Consider the following 16,116-nt stretch of genomic DNA (forward strand, 5'->3'; position numbering starts at 1 on the left):
AATCCTTAAAGCGGTTTGCTGAGTACCAGCGAGTTGCGCTGGTAGTTGTAAAGGGATTGGCGATACTTCGGCAGGTCATCCACCGAGGCGGGCTCAAAGCCATGTTCTTGGAACCAGAGGCCGGTGCGTGTGGTGAGCACGAAAAGTTTACGCAGACCTTTGCTGCTGGCGCGCTTTTCGAGGAACTCCATGAGCTCGCTGCCCCGGTCGCTCTTGCGGTAGTTCGGGTGGATAGCAACGCAGGCAATTTCGCCCGCAGGCTCTTCGCCCTTGAGTACCGGCAGCGGGTACAACGCCGCGCAGCCGATGATCATCCCGTCACGTTCAACCACCGCGAAATGGGCGATCTCGTTCTCCAGCTTTTCACGCTCGCGGCGCACCAGAATACCTTCTTCTTCCAGTGGCTCGATGAGGTCGATGATGCCGCCCACGTCCTCAATCTCGGCCGTGCGAATTTCTTCGTAGGGGTCGTGTGTGATCAGCGTGCCGGAGCCATCACGGGTGAAGAGCTCTTGCAGCAATGCACCATCCCGGGCATAGGAAATAATGTGGATGCGCTTCACGCCATCACGGCAAGCCTCGCGAGCGGCGTTCATGTGCCGTAGCAGCTCGCTGTCTAGCGGTTTATTGCGCAGGTATTGATCGACCTCATTGGGGATCATTTCGCGCAGCAGGCGGTCATCGTTATCGTCCACGATGCCTTCGCGCTCGCCCAAGCAAATCAGCTTGTCGGCTTGCAGTGCAGTGGCTACCGACACCGCTACGTCTTCCGCCAGCAAGTTAAAGACTTCGCCGGTGGTCGAGTAGCCCGTTGGGCCAAGAATGACGATGTGGTGATTGGCGAGGTTCTTATTAATGACCTCGGTATCCACCGCACGCACTTCGCCGGTTAGGCAGAAGTCCACGCCATCGCGCACGCCATAGGGTTTGGCGGTAATAAAATTGCCCGACACCGCATCGATCTTGGCGCCATACATAGGCGAGTTCGACAGCCCCATCGACAGCAAGGCTTCGATCTCTAAGCGAATCGCACCCACGGCGTCCATGACACAGCGCAGCGCCTCCCGCGTAGTGACGCGCAGACCGTTGTGGTACGGCGTGGTGAGGCCGTACTCGACCAGATTTTCGTCGATCTGCGGGCGCGCCCCGTGCACCAGCACCAGCTTAATGCCCAGCGAATGCAGCAGCGCGATGTCATGCACGATGTTGCGGAAGTTCTCGTGGTTCACCGCCTCGCCGCCAAACAACAGCACAAAGGTCTTGCCGCGATGTGCGTTGATGTAGGGCGCGGAGTTACGGAACCAGTGCACATACTGTTCCGACATGGTGTCTTGAAACGGGATCTGGCTGCTCAAGGTCGTTGCTCGTTTGGGTGGGCAAGGCGCTGGCCCTGCAAAATGTCGATTGTATAGAGGCTAGCGGCTTTCGCGCGAGTGCCACAGCCGCAGCAGATACAGGGTCGATGCTTGGACTTCATAGCGGATCTCATAGTTGCCTACGAGTAGCCGGCGCACCTCACGCGGTTCGAATTCGTAAAGTTGCTCGCCGGTACGCGGGTTTTTCAACAAGCTGATCGGCGCTGCTGCGAGAGTTTGTACCACTTGCGCGGCGGCTGACGGGTTCACCAGCACCAGAAATTCATGCAGACGCGCGAGATCAGACAGTGCCTTGCTGGTCCACTTTAGCTGCATTAGCGTGGTGCCGGCAGCACCTTGCCCGTGCCCAGACTGTCAGCCCATGCCTGCACGGCTTGATGATCAATCACGTGGCCGGCATCGACATCTGCCAAGGCTTCCTGAGTCATGCGGCTGCGTTCATCTTCCTGCCCGACCCAGGCCGACAATGCCTGTTTCATGATCCAGCCGCGTGAGCGATCAAGGCGAGCGGCCATCTGATCAATTTTGTCAGCCAAAGGCAGTGGAACATGAGCGGTCAATACTTTGGTTTCGACTTGCGCCATGACCAACCTCCGAATGAAAACTATTTCAAATCATAGCGATTAATGCTGATTAAAAAAACAGGCGCTGCTATCTCTTGTCTTACAAGCAAAAACGTCGCACCAACGCCGCTAATTTATCGATGGTGGGTTGCAGACTGGCAATCTCCAAATGCTCATCGGGCTGATGCGCGGTTTCAATGCCGCCGGGTCCGAAAATCACCGCCTCCATGCCCAGCTCCTGAAAGTACGGGCCTTCGGTGCCAAAAGCGGCCGCACCCGCGGTAAAACCAGTCATCTCTTCCACGGCCTTAACCAGCAGCGAATCTGCCGGAGTTTCCATGGCTGGCGTGCCGCTGAACAGGGACTCATTGCTGATGCTGACCTGATACTCCTCGGCCAGTGGCTTTAAGCGTCGCTTAATGTCAGCACGCAGGCTGTCCATTTCCATGCCGGGTAAGGGGCGCAAGTCGTACTGCAGCTCGCAGCGCGCGCAGATGCGGTTAGGGTTATCGCCGCCATGAATGCAGCCCAGATTCAGGGTCGGTGTGGGTACGGTAAAGAGCGGGTTGTGCCACTTCGTCGCCAGCTCACGGCGATAGCTGATCAGCTCGCCGATCACGGCGTGCATGGCATCTAGCGCGTTATGGCCCAGCGAGGGATCACTGGAGTGACCGCTACGACCCTCAATAATCACGCGCTCCATCATCACGCCTTTTTGCAAGCGTAAGGGGCGACCACTTGTAGGTTCGCCGATCACCGCAAAACGGGCTTTTGGCTTGCCCGCAGCGACTAGCGCCTTGGCGCCAGCCATGCTGGTTTCTTCATCGCAGGTAGCCAGAATAATCACCGGCGCTTTCAGCGTTTCGCCTCGCCGCACAGCAGCCACGGCGGCCTCGGCAGCCTCCAGCACGAGGGGAAAGAAGCCTTTCATGTCCGCCGTACCAAGGCCGAAGAGGCGGCCATCGCGCTCGGTCAGCTTGAACGGGTCGCTCTGCCATTTCGCCCCATCAAATGGCACGGTATCGGTATGGCCAGCAAAGACTAAGCCGCCCGAGCCTTCGCCCAAGGTCGCAATTAAGTTGGCCTTGCCCGGTGCCACCGGCATGATTTCGCAACGAAACCCCAAGGTCTCTGCCCAGCTGGCCAGATGTTCAATGACCGCTAAATTGCCCTGATCCATGGCGGGGTCAGTGCAGGTGACGCTGGGGGTGGCAATGAGGGTGCGCATGCGCGCGAGCAGGGTCAGATGATTCATGGTGCAGGCTGCAGTCTATGCTTAAGTCGTGCAGTGTAACGCGAGTGGCAGTGACCTCGAAACCTGGGAAACAATTCACGCGTCTGTCACGAAACTATCAGCGCATCGTCATGCAATAAGGGCAAGTTGCAGCTATCTAAAACCCTCTGCTAGGTAATGACATGAGCCACAACCACCCCATGGAAAACAGCAACCCTTCCGCGAATAAGCATATTGATGCGCTGATTGAACAGCGCTTGAGTCGTCGAGATGTCTTAAAAGGTGGCGCAACCGTGGGTGCCGGTTTGATGATGGGCAGCGTGGCGCTGACGGGTTGCGGTGAGACAAAAGCCGCTGAGCCTTTAACATTAAAATTTAGCCCGGTCGCTAAATCCATTGCGGATTCGGTGACGGTGCCAAATGGCTATACCGCTCACACATTAGTGTCTTGGGGTGACCCATTATTCTCTGGCGGCACGGTCCCTAGCACTATTACGGCACTGACATCCGCACAGCAAGAGCAAGCGATTGGCGACCATCATGACGGCATGTACTACTTTGGTTTAAGTGCTGCCGGCTTGCCCGATCGAAACAGCAATGATCGCGGCTTGTTAGTCATTAATCATGAGGCGGTCACGGAAGATTTTGTGCATGCCAACGGGCCAACGTTCGACAAGGCCACGCTGGATGCTAACTCTCAGTTATTGCCTAAGGCCGGTGACTATAGCAAGGATAGTTTGCGCTCCGATGCTGAGGAATGTCTGAAAGAGATGGCTTTGCACGGCATTTCCGTTGTGGAGGTTGTTAAGCAGAATGGCCGTTACCGTTATGTGCAGGGTAGTCCATTCAATCGCCGCCTAACGCCCTATAGCCCCATGCAAATTTCTGGGCCGGCGCGCGGCAGCGACCTGTTGAAAACGGCCTATGATCCCAGCGGCCTCATGGCGCGTGGCACCTTAAATAATTGCGCGAATGGCTTCACGCCGTGGGGTACTTATCTAACCTGCGAAGAGAACTGGGCCGGCTATTTTGGTCATGCGGACGTGAAGCTCGATACAAACGACAATACCGTTGGGCGAGTTGCACTTGCCGCGGGGACGCCAGAGCAGAAGCGCCAAGCACGCTATGGAATTGCTCGTCATGGCTTCCAGCAGTTGCGCTGGTACTCGGCGCCTGATCCCGTGGGCTCAGGCGATCGCGCGCAATTAATGTCGCGTTTTCAGCTTCAACCGCAAGCCGGTATGACGGCTAGCCAAGACTATCGCAACGAAGCCAATACCTTTGGCTATGTCGTAGAGATTGATCCGTATGATCCGTTGTCGACGCCAAAAAAGCGCACGGCCTTGGGTCGTTTCTCTCACGAAGGTTGCTGGCCAAAATTTGTCGTAGGCAAGAAAATGGCCTTTTATATGGGCGATGACTCGCGCGGCGAATACCTTTACAAGTTCGTCACAGATGCCGTGTTTACCGGCAACGAAAATCGCACTAACGATATTCTGGACAATGGCACGCTGTACGCGGCGAAATTTAATGCCAATGGCATGGGCGAGTGGTTACCGTTGGCAGCCAGTAATGCCACTTTGGCTATGACAGCTGCTGAGATTGCCGTCTTTACCCGTGAAGCGGCCGATAAACTCGGCGCCACAAAAATGGATCGCCCAGAGTGGACGGCGGTGAACCCAAACAATGGGGAGGTCTATTTGACGCTGACCAACAATAGTCAGCGCACGACTGCCACAGCAGATGCTGCTAACCCTCGCGCTTACAGTGATGCTTTTGGCAGCCCGACCACGCGCACCAGCAAGGGTAACGTCAATGGCCATATCATCCGCTTAGCTGAAACGAGCGATGATCCAGCGGCCACCACGTTCCGTTGGGATATCTATGTCTTTGGTGCGGAGTCTGACGCAGCAGCGTCGGTAAACCTCTCCGGCTTAACTGACGCCAATGATTTCTCGAGCCCCGACGGTTTGTGGTTCGATCCGCGAGGCATTCTCTGGATTCAAACGGATGATGGCGCCTACCTCGATGAAACGAATTGCATGATGTTGGCTGCCATACCCGGCAAGGTGGGCGATGGCGCCCCGGTGACGGTGAACAATGCCATTGATGCAACGACCAGTACCGTGGTCTCTGTGGCAGGCAAAGCCCCCACCACAGATAACCTCAAGCGTTTCTTGGTTGGACCCAAAGGCGCGGAAATTACCGGTATTGATATGACCCCTGATCGCAAAGCGCTATTTGTGAATATTCAGCACCCCGGTGAGTCGGGCGGCTTTAGTAATTACTCCCAAGCCAGTTCATTTACTGAGCAGAGTAGTTTTAATGCCTTGGAGTTAACGCCGGGGAGCCGACGTGCGCGCTCAGCTACTTTGGTCATCACTAAAGATGATGGTGGCGAAATCGCGGTTTAGATCGAGGGGTTAGTTGGCTTAGTCCACTGCGAAAGTGGTGGACTATTTCTCAGGGCTTATGCTCAGTTCAGAGCTGGGGTCTAACACGAGAGGGCCGGCTTGAAAGCGATCGCCTTGTGGCGTACTCAAGCGACCATATATACGAAGCGATTCTGGCTTTCCGGTACCCACATGGATTCTCTCTGATACATGTAGACCACCATTCTCTAAAAGCTCTAATGCCACACGTTGAGTTTTTCCTAGTGTGGCCGACAGGGCGCGTGTGGGTAGCTGATTCAAGGTGGTGATGTAGCGAAAGCGATAGCCGGGAGGGCACACCGTCACCAGCGTGGTTTCGGCCAGATCAACGCTTTGCTGGCGCGGAATTTCATCGAAATTGAGCGCTAAACCAAAGCCGCCGGCATTGATAAAACAAGGCGTGCCAAGAATGGCTTTGGCGGGTTTGGGGGCTGCCGCGAGTACGGGTGTGCTTTCTAGTAGAGGGCGACCCTCAAGATCGGTGCGAAAGAATTGATCTGCCCCCTGAGTTAAGGGCTGTAGAGTCGCCATCGGCAACACCTGCCAGACGGCCGAGCCTCGTCCGGTGGCAAAAATGGTTTGGTGAGCGGTGTCGATTACGCCATTGGCCAGTGGTGTCAAGGGTAGCGTAGGCGTCGACGGCAGAGCTGCAGAGGGCATCAGCGGCGTAGGCAGTGTAGGCAGCGTAATGGGAGTCGGCACATTGAGGGCGTGACCCAGAGATACCCAGAGCAAGGCATTCAGCGCTAAGGCAAAGCGGATGCTCGGGTGGCGCATTACTTGACCTCCTCCGTGATAAGGAGAGTCGGTAGCCCTCTTAAGGGCTTATCCAAACGTAAGCGATAGGTCTTCTTACCCAGTGTCATGCGGTTTTCCCCGAGTGGCAAAGACTCCACATACACACCAAAGTCATACGCAGGGAGTGGTGAGCCATTAACAGTCACAATATGCCCCGTGCGCAACCCCGGCAGCTTTAGAAAAGCGCCAGCCGATTGGATGGGGAGTTGTAATTTAGCGCCTTGGCCCGGCAAAACCACGATTTTTTTACGTGCTTCATTGGGCGTGGCACCCAACGGCAAAGAGGACTCTTCGATTCGAACACTTTCTTCAGTAAACGCTTGAACCGGGAGGGTCGCCAGTCCTCGCGAGTTGGACGTGGTGCGATAAGGCCCGCTACTGAGTGCGATATCGCCCACACCCGTGTCGACAGTAACCAAGCCATAGCTGGAAGGCACATTGAGCGCCCAGCCGGTGCTGAATTGTGGGCCTACATACCAGGTGCTGCCGATATTGATGAGGTGTTCGTCTTCGCCACCAAAGTAGCGGTATTGATAGTTACCGGAAACAAAGTCGCCTCGTGCAGACAGCGCGCCTTCGTAGCGGGCTTTGCTTTTTTCCAAGGTTGAGGATTCAGAACCGCTTAAATTGAGGTTAATGCGGCTATCTTTGGAACTGGTGCGAGCGGTCACTTGGTAATTTTCTTCGCCGCTCTCTAAATCAAATCGGACGCGCGTACCGACTACAGAGCGTATGCGCTCTAAAGGTAAGCTCAGGCCAATGCTCCCAAATTGCCCCACGTCATCAATCATTTGCCAGGCGAGTTGTGTGCTAACGGGACCCAGTCGAAAGCCTACGCTGGCACCATAGCCTTGCTGTTCACGGAAGGCGAATTGGTTCGCCGAAAGAAAACCTAAGCGCGTGGTTAGGGTGGCGTAGCTGCGCCAGCCGGAAAGATCGCGAGACTCGCCGAGTAAGCTGCGATAGTCCTCTTCCATGATGCCGGTGGCACCCACTGAAATGGCCCCCCAGCTCAATGGTTCAACAATTCGCCAATTCAATTTTGTGCTGTAACCCGCATGCACTTGGCGGTTGTCTTGAATGCTTCGGCCACTCAGTTCAAACGCCCCTAGCGAGGAGCTTAGAGCAGCTCGCAAGCCCATAGACCAGCTATAACGATAGGGTAAATTCAGCTCATCGCGCGGGTCTACCGCCAAGCCTTCCAAAAAGCTGCCAACGGTGAGTAAAGGGGTGAGGCCGTAGCTGCCGCGAACGCCATAGCCGAGGCTGCGAAGCGGCTTTTCGTTGGTTTGGCTAAGTACCCCTGCGCTGATGCCAAAATCGAACAGGCCTTCATCAAGGCGGCCGCCATCTTGGTAAAAATCGGTCGCAACAATACGTTCGCTACCCAAGGCATCGGTGACCACGAGCAGCACTTCGCCGCTGCCACCGGGACGGTAGTCACTGATTTGAACGGGGCCCGTGCCATTGATTTCACGCTGAAAGACTTGGCGATTATTTTGGAACAGAGAAATAACCGAGGGCCGTTCCAGATTGGTATAAAAATCTAGGCTGGGGGAGGCAAGTTTGTCCGGGCGTGTGGCGAAATTACGGTAAAAACGAAGACCCAGCAGACTCAGGCCGGATTCGTTGCGATCTACATCCGTACGCACATCGCCCACATCAATACTGAGTTGTTGATCGACCCAGTGCTTGGTGATGCTCGACGCAAGACGTTGAATTTCTGCTTGATCCGCCTGCGCTTGGTCTAGGTATCGAAGCCCCGTGGTCAGTGTGCCTAAAGGCCCCAGACTTAAGCGGTTCTCCATCAGCCCGAGGTAGCTCTTACCGTCTTCGCTGCTATCACGCGCGGAGAGGCTAAACTGGTTAATCAGGGCGAAACCTTGTTGCACGGGCACGGTGGCTGCCGACGGACGACCACTCACATCAAAGGACTTCACCGGCTTGAGTTGATTAAACAGGCTGAGGTTGGCGCTAGCCTCGTTACGGTTTTCGCTGTATTGACCCAAGGCATTGATGGGTATGCAAACAGGGCATTTCGGCAGCTCCGTGCGGGGCAGATCACGAAACGCTTGCGGGCTGATTAAGGCCGTGGGTAGGTCCTTTTCCGCGATAAATAAAATGCCGTTGGCTTGTTCTAGAACTAAGCCACGCGCTGGCTGGTCATCAATCGTGAGCAAGACCGCTACGGCCATGGAGGCATGAGCCTGTGTGGCGGCCAACACGGCGAGGGTTAAGGCCCCGGTGGCTAACGTTGCGCGGCGAAAAATCATGGAGTATTTCGCTTGGCCACGACACCGGTCTCCGTGAACCAAGCCCCACTTTTCAGCTGAAAACTTACGGGTAAGGGCGTGTCTGCGAAAAGGAAGTCGTAGGTCTCCTCGCTGCGCAAGACTAAGTCGAGTGGTGCCACTTCATTGCGTCCATTTCGGACCGCTGTGATGTGCGCGACGGTATTGCTGTTGTTGTTCACGATGGCCTTGGCGGGCTTGCCAGTTCGAGCATCAAAGGCAATTGCCACGCGCAACGATGCCTTCGCCTCGTGGTCCACGTAGTAGACGGGAAAGCTAAATACGGTAGGCAGCTGGCTACTAGTCAGTATTTCATTAGGCACTTGTTCGCGAAGGCGTAGCCGAAAAAAAATGGGTGACTTTAGCTTGTCTTTATCGCGCAGTAACAGACGAACGCGCTGTTTCTCACCTGGCGCTAAGGTGAAGACTGGAGGGTAAGCAATGAGGTCAGCGACTTGGTTAATGGCTTGATGGCCCCAGTGCTGCGTGCTGAGTATGTATTCTTGAGGCTGGGTGCCAGAGTTGACCAAGGTGAAGCCTGAGCTATTGTCTCGGCTATAGAAAAAAATGCGTTTTTCAGAGATTTCGAATTTGGCAGACGCGGTAGTACTGCAGATAAGCAAAAGAATGGATAAAAGCTTGAGCATAATTTGAGGCTGCAAGTGTGACCACCCTGAGGTGGACACACTTCATCAGAGGTTACTGAATAACAACGTAGATAGCGGAGCCAGCGTCAAAGCTGATGGCGCCACCGGCTTTTGCACCAGCCTTGTCGTAGGTTGCTGCTAGATCAAAATCAACGCTACCAGCAGCGGCCACTGTGCCTGCGCTTTCGGAGCCAATCGCGGTGTCTTCTGCAGCACTCGCACCCGCTTGTTTAATGGTAAATGTTGTCACTGCGTCACCCACTTTACCGGACACTGTGTCAGTGGCAGCGGTAGGTGTTGCCGTATCTGTGGTTGATAAAAAGACAGTTGCTGAACTGGCGCGGTCTGCTCCACAAGATACGGTGATTGGCGCATTACCCAAAGCACGAGTTTCAAAATCGGCATAGGAGCTGCCCGTTCCAAAGCTGAAGGCCACTGGAGTAGAAGCAACCACGCAGGCCTCAGCCGCAGCTGGCGCTGAGCCCGTAGCACTAATGGCTACCGATGGTGTCGCCGGTGCTGGCTCTTCACCACCAGGCAGGCCGGGTACTTCTGGGGCTCCTAATGCACCAGCTGCACTTGTTAAGCCAGCAATTAAAGCCGCTGGTACAGCAACAACCGCATCAGCAGCAAGGGCGGGGTCTTGTTCGGTGGCGGCAGCAGCAAAAGCGGCCGGCAGGGCAATAGCAGCCGATGCAGCACCGAATACACCATCACCAATCAGGGTGGAGAGCGCAGTGTCGCCGGTTGCAGCGGGGAATTCTTCAGGTGCATTTTCAAGTAGCGCGTCTGCTGCAGTGTTTGCTGCTTCTTTTGCTAAAAATGCGGGGTTTGGAACCGGTGTTGGACCAACGGTTTCGCTAAAGAATGCTTCTTGAAGCTGACTTGCGCCATCAGCGACGCCTGGACCAATTACGGGAATGGCAGTTGGCTGTGCTGCCAATGTGGCTGTAGTTGTGTTGGCGCTATCGTAAATAGCGTTTGGAGTTTCTGCAGCGAAAGCAGACGTGGATAAGGCGAGAATGGCAAGTGTTAGAGCGGTACGTTTCATGGCAACTACCTGAATAATTTTATTATTGGGCCACTTCCGTATGTATTTTTTTCTCCTGATCGCAGGTGTACCAGTTTCTTTTTGTAATTTCAATGTATAGATTTTGTAATTAAACGTAACTGTTTGTTTTTAGTTCAATGCGACGAATTTAATGAAAAATCCCAGCAGATGCTGGGATTTTTCATGCCACTAAAGCCTCGCTTGCGCCCTAGATAGGCAACATGGCCAGCAAGGTGCCGAGGCCAGGGATGGCGCTCAGGGCCGCTTTCAAGCCAGCCGGTGACAACGCATCAGCGCCGGGAATGGCCGGTGCCCCAGGGATGGCCGGAGCACCTGACGGTAAGCCACTTAGTGGTAACGAGCTCAGTGGCAGTTGGTTAAGGCCGGGAATGTTGGCCAGCAAATCTGTTAAGGGTTTAAGTGGGTTTTCACCAGCACCTGGGGCACCCGATGGAAGGCCAGGTATGCCACTAGGCAGGCCGCCGCCAGCGAGTGCAGCAGGTAAGGCCTGAAGATTAGCTGCTAAGTTCTCAACGAGTTGAGTAACGGCAACTTGGTAGCCGGCAGCATTCGTGCCCTGTTGAAGCACCGTCACCGCATCATCAACGGCATCGGCAACAAGTTCTAAGGCCTCAGGAACGAGCGGTGCTGCGCTGGCTTGGCTGGCGGCATTACGCAGCTGAACGCTAATCGCACGGATGGCTTCGGCTTGTTGCGTGAGTGTTTCCAGGGAGAAGGGGAGGTCGCTGGGCGCTCCGCCACCGGAAGGCAGGCCGGGTAGGCCAGGAATGCCGGCGAGATCACAGCCGGCTTGACCGGCTAGCGAACCGATCAGGCCACCAGCGGCTGACACCAGTGCTTGTGCCGCCTGAAGCGTTTGGCTGTTTTGAGGTGCGGTCAGGGCATCTGGGCCGGCTGCGCCGTCGGCGGCGAGCGCGTCAACCAGATCCAGTGCACGCAATGACACAGTGTTATCGACACAGGTGAGCACGCCAGCAAGCTTTACAGGCAGAGGTGAGGCTTCGTCGGCGGGCGCAGCACCCTCGATGAGGGCACCGAAAAGCTGTTCAGATAGGGCTTGTTGCACTGGGTCTGCAGGGCCTTCAATACCAATCTTAGCCACAGGTGCTGGGGGCGTGGTGGTCTCGCCACCTGTTCCGCCGCTTGTGCCGGTGCCGCCAGAGTTAGAGCTGTCGCCGCCAGAGTTATTGTTTGATGAAGTCGTCGATGTGCTTTCGCTGCCTGTGCAACCCGCCAAGCTAATGGCCACAGCAAGCGCTAATAATGGAAGTTTCATGATATGCCCCTCGTGATATTTCACGTTATTCGTTATTGAATTACAGGGCGATCGTAGAGGAATTGTTGGTCGTTTTAGTGCTCAGATACAAAACGAAACAGGAGTCATACAGGATGTTGTAGTTTGTTACGAAGATGCCTCGTTTGTTCTCTTGCGATGCTTTTCAAGCAGGCTGCCAGCAAACAGGCCCACTTCAAATAGCAGCCACATGGGTACGGCCAGCATAGTCATTGACAGCGCATCAGGCGGGGTCAGAAACATGGCCACAAAGAAGCAGCCAACAATGATGTAGCGGCGCTGAGCAGCCAAGGTGGCGCTTTCCATGACGCCCGCCGCGATGAGCACCAGTACCGCGACGGGTATTTCAAAGGTGATGCCAAAAACGAGGAAGAGCTTTAGGGCGAAATCCAAATACAGATTAATGTCGGTCATGATGGCCACGCCTTCGGGGCCAACACTGGTAAAAAAGCCAAGAATGGCGGGCAGTGTAATGAAGAAGGCGAAGCTCACGCCCGCGTAAAACAACAGAATGCTTGAGAGCACAATGGGAATCGCTATACGTCGCTCATGGGTGTAGAGCGCCGGTGCAATAAAGCCCCAAAGCTGAAACAGGATGTAGGGCACGCAGGCAAACAGCGACACAAAAAACGTTAACTTAAACGGCGCCATAAAAGGCGAGGTCACATCGGTGGCAATCATGGTGCTGCCCGGCGGAAGTAGTGCGCGCAATGGGGCAGACAGCAGGGCATAAATATCGTTAGCGAAATACACCAGCGAAAAGAACACCACGATCAAGGCAATGACCACGCGCACGAGTCGTGTACGCAGTTCAATCAGATGCGTGACCAATGGCATTTCAGTGGGTGGTAGTTCAGCTGGCGAGGTCATGGCTTCTCAATGCGCTCGGGCTTAGGGGCTTCGAGTGCGGTATTCAGGGCGTCTTGAGCTTCATCTAGGCCAGATGCCGCTTTCACTTTTTCCATTTCTTGCTTAATGCGTTCACGCATTTCAGCGGCAGCCACTTCATTCTCAATGTCGGCTTGCACGCTCACAATCATGCGGCGGATACGGCCCACCCAAGCGCCGGTCATGCGCGCAGCATGCGGCAGCTTCTCTGGGCCGAGCACGACCAAGGCAATGACGGCGAGCAGAAGAAGCTCGCTAAAGCCCACATCAAACATGGGTTATTGGCCCGATTTCTGGTCAGTCGGCTGTTGCACGGGCTGAGCAGGTGGTGTTTGTGCTTGTTGGATCTGAGCGGGCGGCGGGGTTGGTGCAACCGGCTCATCTTCGCCCTTCATAGATTCTTTAAAGCCCTTGATGGCGCCGCCCAGGTCTTTGCCTAAGTTTTTCAGTTTAGAGGTGCCAAAGACCAAGATAACAATGCCGAGTAACAGCAGAATGTGTGGTAGTGAGAGTCCAGACATTTTCTACTCCAAGCCCGAGGGCATATAGGTTAAGAGGATTGACGGGCAGCCTTTTCGGCCAGCCCAGAAAGGTCGAAGCGACGTGCCAGCTCTTGCAGCACCGCATCCGGGTGCACATTAAGCTGACTCAACATGACCAGCGTATGAAACCAAAGGTCCGCCGTTTCATAGACCAGCTCGTCGGTGTTACCACTGTGCTCAGCATCTTTCGCTGCCAGCAGCGTTTCTGTGCATTCTTCGCCCACTTTTTCTAGGATCTTGTTCAGACCCTTGTGATACAGGCTGGCCACATAGGAGCTATCTGGCGAAGCGAGTTTACGCTCTGCCAGAACGGCAGCGAGTTGGCTCAATACATCAGTCATGACGCATAAATCTCATGGGGGTCTTTGTGCACGGCATCTACTACCTGCCATGCGCCATTTTCATAGCGTTGGTAAAAGCAAGATTCGCGCCCAGTATGGCAGGCGATCCCACCTAATTGCTCCACTTGCAGCACCAGCACATCACCATCGCAGTCCAAGCGCAGCTCTTTCAGCAATTGCACGTGGCCAGACTCTTCGCCTTTGCGCCAGAGTTTGTTGCGGGAGCGCGACCAATAGATGCCCCTCTGCTCGCTGACGGTGAGCGCCAACGCTTCACGATTCATCCACGCCACCATGAGTACACGGCCCGTGACGTGATCTTGGGCAATGGCCGGGACCAGTCCGTTAGCATCCCATTTGATGGCATCTAACCAATTCATTTTGCGTCTCACTTGCCCCAAAACAGGGCTTTAGCATAACGGAAAGCGCCTTATTGCGTGAGCACTTGCCAGCACAAGGTGGCCACGGCAATCAGTGTGGCCCAACTCAGCAGGCTGCTGCGGCGATGCTGGATTTTTAACTGACGCTGAATGGCTTTCAACTCGGCGATCTGGCGGCTTTGCCATTGACCGTTTTGGCGCATCTGCGTGAGCGCATCGAAAACCATTTGCGGCAGCTCGGGCAGGCCAGCAAGCAGGATCGGCGTGTCTTCCGTGAAGCGTTTAAGCAGGGCTTTCGGGCCGATGCGATCGGTCATCCATTGCTTTAGCAGCGGCTGCGCCAGGCTCCAGATGTCCAATGCAGGATAGAGCTCTCGCCCTAGGCCCTCAATGTGAATCAGCGTCTTCAGCAGCAGTACCAGCTGCGGCGGAATCTGCAGGCCGTGTGTGCGCGCCATGTCGAGCAGGCCGGCAAGAATCGGTGCCAGATTGATCTGGTCGATGGGCTGCGTCAGCACTGGCTCCACGAGGCGACGAACCTCCTGCGCGAGGAAGTCCAGCGGCGCGCCGGCAGGCACCCAGCCCGCTTGTGCGGCGGTGCGTATGAGCTGGTTAAAGTCTCTCTGAATCAGGCTAAGCAGGATCTGCGCGATGGTCAGTTGGTCGTCCGGCGGCAGTGAGCCGACGATGGCGCAATCGAGGCCGATAAAACGCGGATCGGCCGGGTTGCCGGTCTCGACATAGACATTGCCGGGGTGCATGTCGGCGTGGAAGAAGTTGTCGCGGAAGACCTGCGTAAAGAAGATGGTCAGGCCCTTGTTGGCGAGGCGCTCCCGGTCGATGCCGAGGCGGGCGAAAGTGGCGTGATCGCTGATCGGCACACCTTCGATGCGCTCGGCGATCATCACTTCGCGGCTACCGTTAGCGTCATACACCTCCGGCACATAAAACAAGGACGAGCCGACAAAGTTGGCGCGCAGCTGACGCGTGTTGGCCGCTTCGCGGGCGAGATCGGTTTCGTCCAGCAGGGTGCGTTCGTAGTCGCTGACGATGCGCGACAGCGGAATCACGCGCAGATCAAATTGCGCTTCAGCGAGCGCGGCTAGGTCTTTCAGCAGCGCCATGTCGGTGCGGATGCGATCTGCTACGCCGGGTCGCAACACCTTAACGATGACTTCGCGACCATTCGGCAGCGCGGCAGTATGCACCTGAGCGATGGAGGCCGCGGCCAGCGGGGCGTCATCGAAGCGGGCAAACGCCTGTGCCAGCGGCATGCCCAGCTCGCGCTCGACAATCGCCTTGGCTTCGATGGTCGGGAACGGCGGCACGTTTTCCTGCAGATGCACCAGCTCATCGAGCAAGGCCGGGTCTAGCAGGTCGCGGCGTGTCGCCAGCAGCTGGCCAAGCTTAATGAACAGCGGGCCGAGCGCCTCAAAGGCGAGGCGGACGCGGGCCGGGTTTTGCGCGGCCGCGCTGGCTGTCCACCAAGCTGGATGCAGGCGGAAGGCCAGCAGAGCCAGACGCGCAGCAGCCGTGGGCGGGGGCGGCAGGAGGGTATCGAGGCGATAGCGCGCAGCGACGGTCCAGAGCTGCAGCAGACGGTGCCAGTGCCGAATCATGGAGCCAGCTCCGTGGTGGTGAGCTTGCTGACTCGCTGCTGCAGGCGTTGCAGGCGTGCTTCCAGGCGCTCCACATCGGCGCGCAGGTCTTCGCTTTCCTGCACGAACTCGTTGATTTCCCAGCGCACCGGCAAGAGCTCTTGTTCTTCTTGCAGATACTCGCTGCTGTTCATTAGAAACGTTTTCGCGGTTTTCTGCGCGAAGCTGAAAAGACCACGCAACTGCTGACCGAGCTGATGACCCGCCACATCGCCCCACAGCATGGCCAGTGGCTCTTCCCAGTCGATGTCGAGTTGTTTCGCGATGCTGTGCAACTGCTCGATGAGTTGAACTTGGCCGTGCACACGCAGCGGCCCGCCAATCAGTTGCGGCTGTTTAGACAGTGCCAATTTAAGCAGCGCCACACTTTCGGCTTCGATGGTGGCGTGTGGCTTTTGATCGCACTCGGCTAGCAAGCGAATACGATTTTCTCGAATTTGTACCATCACCGAAATAGCCGGCGACTGGGTTTCGATGAACAGGCTTTTCCCGGCGAGTGCATTCAGACGCTGCTGTGTTGCTGGATCAAAGCGTAGCGCCTGATTGATCAGCGACTCTAGTCCACGCAGGGCAAGCATGTAGGGTAGCGATGGCATAAAG

At 55.9% G+C, this 16,116-nt stretch carries 17 protein-coding genes; 1 reads left to right on the top strand and 16 read right to left on the bottom strand.

Annotated features, from left to right (window positions below; all coding sequences use genetic code 11):
• Positions 1-5: 5 nt before the first annotated feature.
• The 4 genes from argA to argE all read right to left on the bottom strand — a co-directional run bounded on the left by argA (position 6) and on the right by argE (position 3,194).
• Positions 6-1,325, bottom strand: a complete 1,320-nt coding sequence (gene argA / locus A8710_RS03365) for an amino-acid N-acetyltransferase (protein WP_068858048.1) — start codon at positions 1,323-1,325, stop codon at positions 6-8.
• Between the two features lie 90 nt (positions 1,326-1,415).
• Entirely contained in the window at positions 1,416-1,691 is a 276-nt protein-coding gene (locus tag A8710_RS03370) for a type II toxin-antitoxin system RelE/ParE family toxin (RefSeq protein ID WP_068858049.1), read from the bottom strand.
• A complete protein-coding gene (locus tag A8710_RS03375) occupies positions 1,691-1,960 on the bottom strand; it encodes a CopG family ribbon-helix-helix protein (RefSeq protein ID WP_068858050.1) in 270 nt (89 codons plus the stop codon). The genes A8710_RS03370 and A8710_RS03375 overlap by 1 nt, the downstream gene beginning before the upstream one ends.
• Positions 1,961-2,039: 79 nt before the next feature.
• Positions 2,040-3,194: an acetylornithine deacetylase gene (argE, locus tag A8710_RS03380; protein ID WP_068858051.1), complete on the bottom strand. Its 1,155-nt coding sequence runs from the start codon at positions 3,192-3,194 to the stop codon at positions 2,040-2,042.
• 161 nt (positions 3,195-3,355) lie between these two features.
• Between argE and A8710_RS03385 the strand changes: the two genes are divergently transcribed.
• Positions 3,356-5,587, top strand: coding sequence for a PhoX family protein (locus A8710_RS03385; protein ID WP_068858052.1), 2,232 nt, complete (start codon positions 3,356-3,358; stop codon positions 5,585-5,587).
• Between the two features lie 42 nt (positions 5,588-5,629).
• On the opposite strand, the gene A8710_RS03390 is transcribed toward A8710_RS03385, so the two are convergent.
• The 12 genes from A8710_RS03390 to A8710_RS03445 form a co-directional block, all read right to left on the bottom strand.
• Positions 5,630-6,382, bottom strand: coding sequence for a hypothetical protein (locus A8710_RS03390; protein ID WP_068858053.1), 753 nt, complete (start codon positions 6,380-6,382; stop codon positions 5,630-5,632).
• Positions 6,382-8,676 carry a fimbria/pilus outer membrane usher protein gene (locus tag A8710_RS03395; protein WP_068858054.1) on the bottom strand — a complete coding sequence of 765 codons (2,295 nt, stop codon included), beginning with the start codon at positions 8,674-8,676 and terminating at the stop codon, positions 6,382-6,384. The genes A8710_RS03390 and A8710_RS03395 overlap by 1 nt, the downstream gene beginning before the upstream one ends.
• Positions 8,673-9,341, bottom strand: a complete 669-nt coding sequence (locus A8710_RS03400) for a fimbria/pilus periplasmic chaperone (protein WP_068858055.1) — start codon at positions 9,339-9,341, stop codon at positions 8,673-8,675. The genes A8710_RS03395 and A8710_RS03400 overlap by 4 nt, the downstream gene beginning before the upstream one ends.
• 52 nt (positions 9,342-9,393) lie before the next feature.
• Positions 9,394-10,485, bottom strand: a complete 1,092-nt coding sequence (locus tag A8710_RS03405) for a hypothetical protein (protein WP_157686263.1) — start codon at positions 10,483-10,485, stop codon at positions 9,394-9,396.
• A gap of 115 nt (positions 10,486-10,600) precedes the next feature.
• Positions 10,601-11,689, bottom strand: a complete 1,089-nt coding sequence (locus tag A8710_RS03410; protein ID WP_068858057.1) for a hypothetical protein — start codon at positions 11,687-11,689, stop codon at positions 10,601-10,603.
• Between the two features lie 126 nt (positions 11,690-11,815).
• Complete coding sequence (gene tatC / locus A8710_RS03415) at positions 11,816-12,577, bottom strand: twin-arginine translocase subunit TatC (protein WP_068858058.1); 762 nt, start codon at positions 12,575-12,577, stop codon at positions 11,816-11,818.
• A complete protein-coding gene (tatB, locus tag A8710_RS03420; protein WP_068858059.1) occupies positions 12,574-12,870 on the bottom strand; it encodes a Sec-independent protein translocase protein TatB in 297 nt (98 codons plus the stop codon). The genes tatC and tatB overlap by 4 nt, the downstream gene beginning before the upstream one ends.
• 3 nt (positions 12,871-12,873) lie before the next feature.
• Entirely contained in the window at positions 12,874-13,116 is a 243-nt protein-coding gene (gene tatA / locus A8710_RS03425; protein ID WP_068858060.1) for a twin-arginine translocase TatA/TatE family subunit, read from the bottom strand.
• Positions 13,117-13,145: 29 nt separating this feature from the next.
• Positions 13,146-13,478 (bottom strand): phosphoribosyl-ATP diphosphatase, encoded by a 333-nt coding sequence (locus A8710_RS03430; protein ID WP_068858061.1) that lies wholly within the window; start codon positions 13,476-13,478, stop codon positions 13,146-13,148.
• Positions 13,475-13,858 (bottom strand): phosphoribosyl-AMP cyclohydrolase, encoded by a 384-nt coding sequence (gene hisI, locus A8710_RS03435; protein WP_068858062.1) that lies wholly within the window; start codon positions 13,856-13,858, stop codon positions 13,475-13,477. Before hisI ends, A8710_RS03430 begins: the two co-directional genes overlap by 4 nt.
• A 50-nt stretch (positions 13,859-13,908) precedes the next feature.
• Complete coding sequence (locus tag A8710_RS03440) at positions 13,909-15,477, bottom strand: ABC1 kinase family protein (protein ID WP_068858063.1); 1,569 nt, start codon at positions 15,475-15,477, stop codon at positions 13,909-13,911.
• Complete coding sequence (locus tag A8710_RS03445; RefSeq protein ID WP_068858064.1) at positions 15,474-16,112, bottom strand: ubiquinone biosynthesis accessory factor UbiJ; 639 nt, start codon at positions 16,110-16,112, stop codon at positions 15,474-15,476. Before A8710_RS03445 ends, A8710_RS03440 begins: the two co-directional genes overlap by 4 nt.
• Positions 16,113-16,116 lie beyond the last annotated feature (4 nt).

It is taken from the genome of Perlucidibaca aquatica (assembly GCF_001676655.1).
Classification (GTDB): domain Bacteria; phylum Pseudomonadota; class Gammaproteobacteria; order Pseudomonadales; family Moraxellaceae; genus Perlucidibaca; species Perlucidibaca aquatica.

Excerpts from the sequence above, each read along its gene's own strand:
- A8710_RS03385 (WP_068858052.1), top strand. The coding sequence starts at position 3,356 with ATGAGCCACAACCACCCCATGGAAAACAGCAACCCTTCCGCGAATAAG.
- A8710_RS03375 (WP_068858050.1), bottom strand. The coding sequence starts at position 1,960 with ATGGCGCAAGTCGAAACCAAAGTATTGACCGCTCATGTTCCACTGCCT.
- A8710_RS03390 (WP_068858053.1), bottom strand. The coding sequence starts at position 6,382 with ATGCGCCACCCGAGCATCCGCTTTGCCTTAGCGCTGAATGCCTTGCTC.
- tatC (WP_068858058.1), bottom strand. The coding sequence starts at position 12,577 with ATGACCTCGCCAGCTGAACTACCACCCACTGAAATGCCATTGGTCACG.
- tatA (WP_068858060.1), bottom strand. The coding sequence starts at position 13,116 with ATGTCTGGACTCTCACTACCACACATTCTGCTGTTACTCGGCATTGTT.
- A8710_RS03400 (WP_068858055.1), bottom strand. The coding sequence starts at position 9,341 with ATGCTCAAGCTTTTATCCATTCTTTTGCTTATCTGCAGTACTACCGCG.
- A8710_RS03445 (WP_068858064.1), bottom strand. The coding sequence starts at position 16,112 with ATGCCATCGCTACCCTACATGCTTGCCCTGCGTGGACTAGAGTCGCTG.
- argA (WP_068858048.1), bottom strand. The coding sequence starts at position 1,325 with ATGTCGGAACAGTATGTGCACTGGTTCCGTAACTCCGCGCCCTACATC.
- A8710_RS03410 (WP_068858057.1), bottom strand. The coding sequence starts at position 11,689 with ATGAAACTTCCATTATTAGCGCTTGCTGTGGCCATTAGCTTGGCGGGT.
- hisI (WP_068858062.1), bottom strand. The coding sequence starts at position 13,858 with ATGAATTGGTTAGATGCCATCAAATGGGATGCTAACGGACTGGTCCCG.
- A8710_RS03370 (WP_068858049.1), bottom strand. The coding sequence starts at position 1,691 with ATGCAGCTAAAGTGGACCAGCAAGGCACTGTCTGATCTCGCGCGTCTG.
- A8710_RS03395 (WP_068858054.1), bottom strand. The coding sequence starts at position 8,676 with ATGATTTTTCGCCGCGCAACGTTAGCCACCGGGGCCTTAACCCTCGCC.
- A8710_RS03440 (WP_068858063.1), bottom strand. The coding sequence starts at position 15,477 with ATGATTCGGCACTGGCACCGTCTGCTGCAGCTCTGGACCGTCGCTGCG.
- tatB (WP_068858059.1), bottom strand. The coding sequence starts at position 12,870 with ATGTTTGATGTGGGCTTTAGCGAGCTTCTTCTGCTCGCCGTCATTGCC.
- A8710_RS03430 (WP_068858061.1), bottom strand. The coding sequence starts at position 13,478 with ATGACTGATGTATTGAGCCAACTCGCTGCCGTTCTGGCAGAGCGTAAA.
- argE (WP_068858051.1), bottom strand. The coding sequence starts at position 3,194 with ATGAATCATCTGACCCTGCTCGCGCGCATGCGCACCCTCATTGCCACC.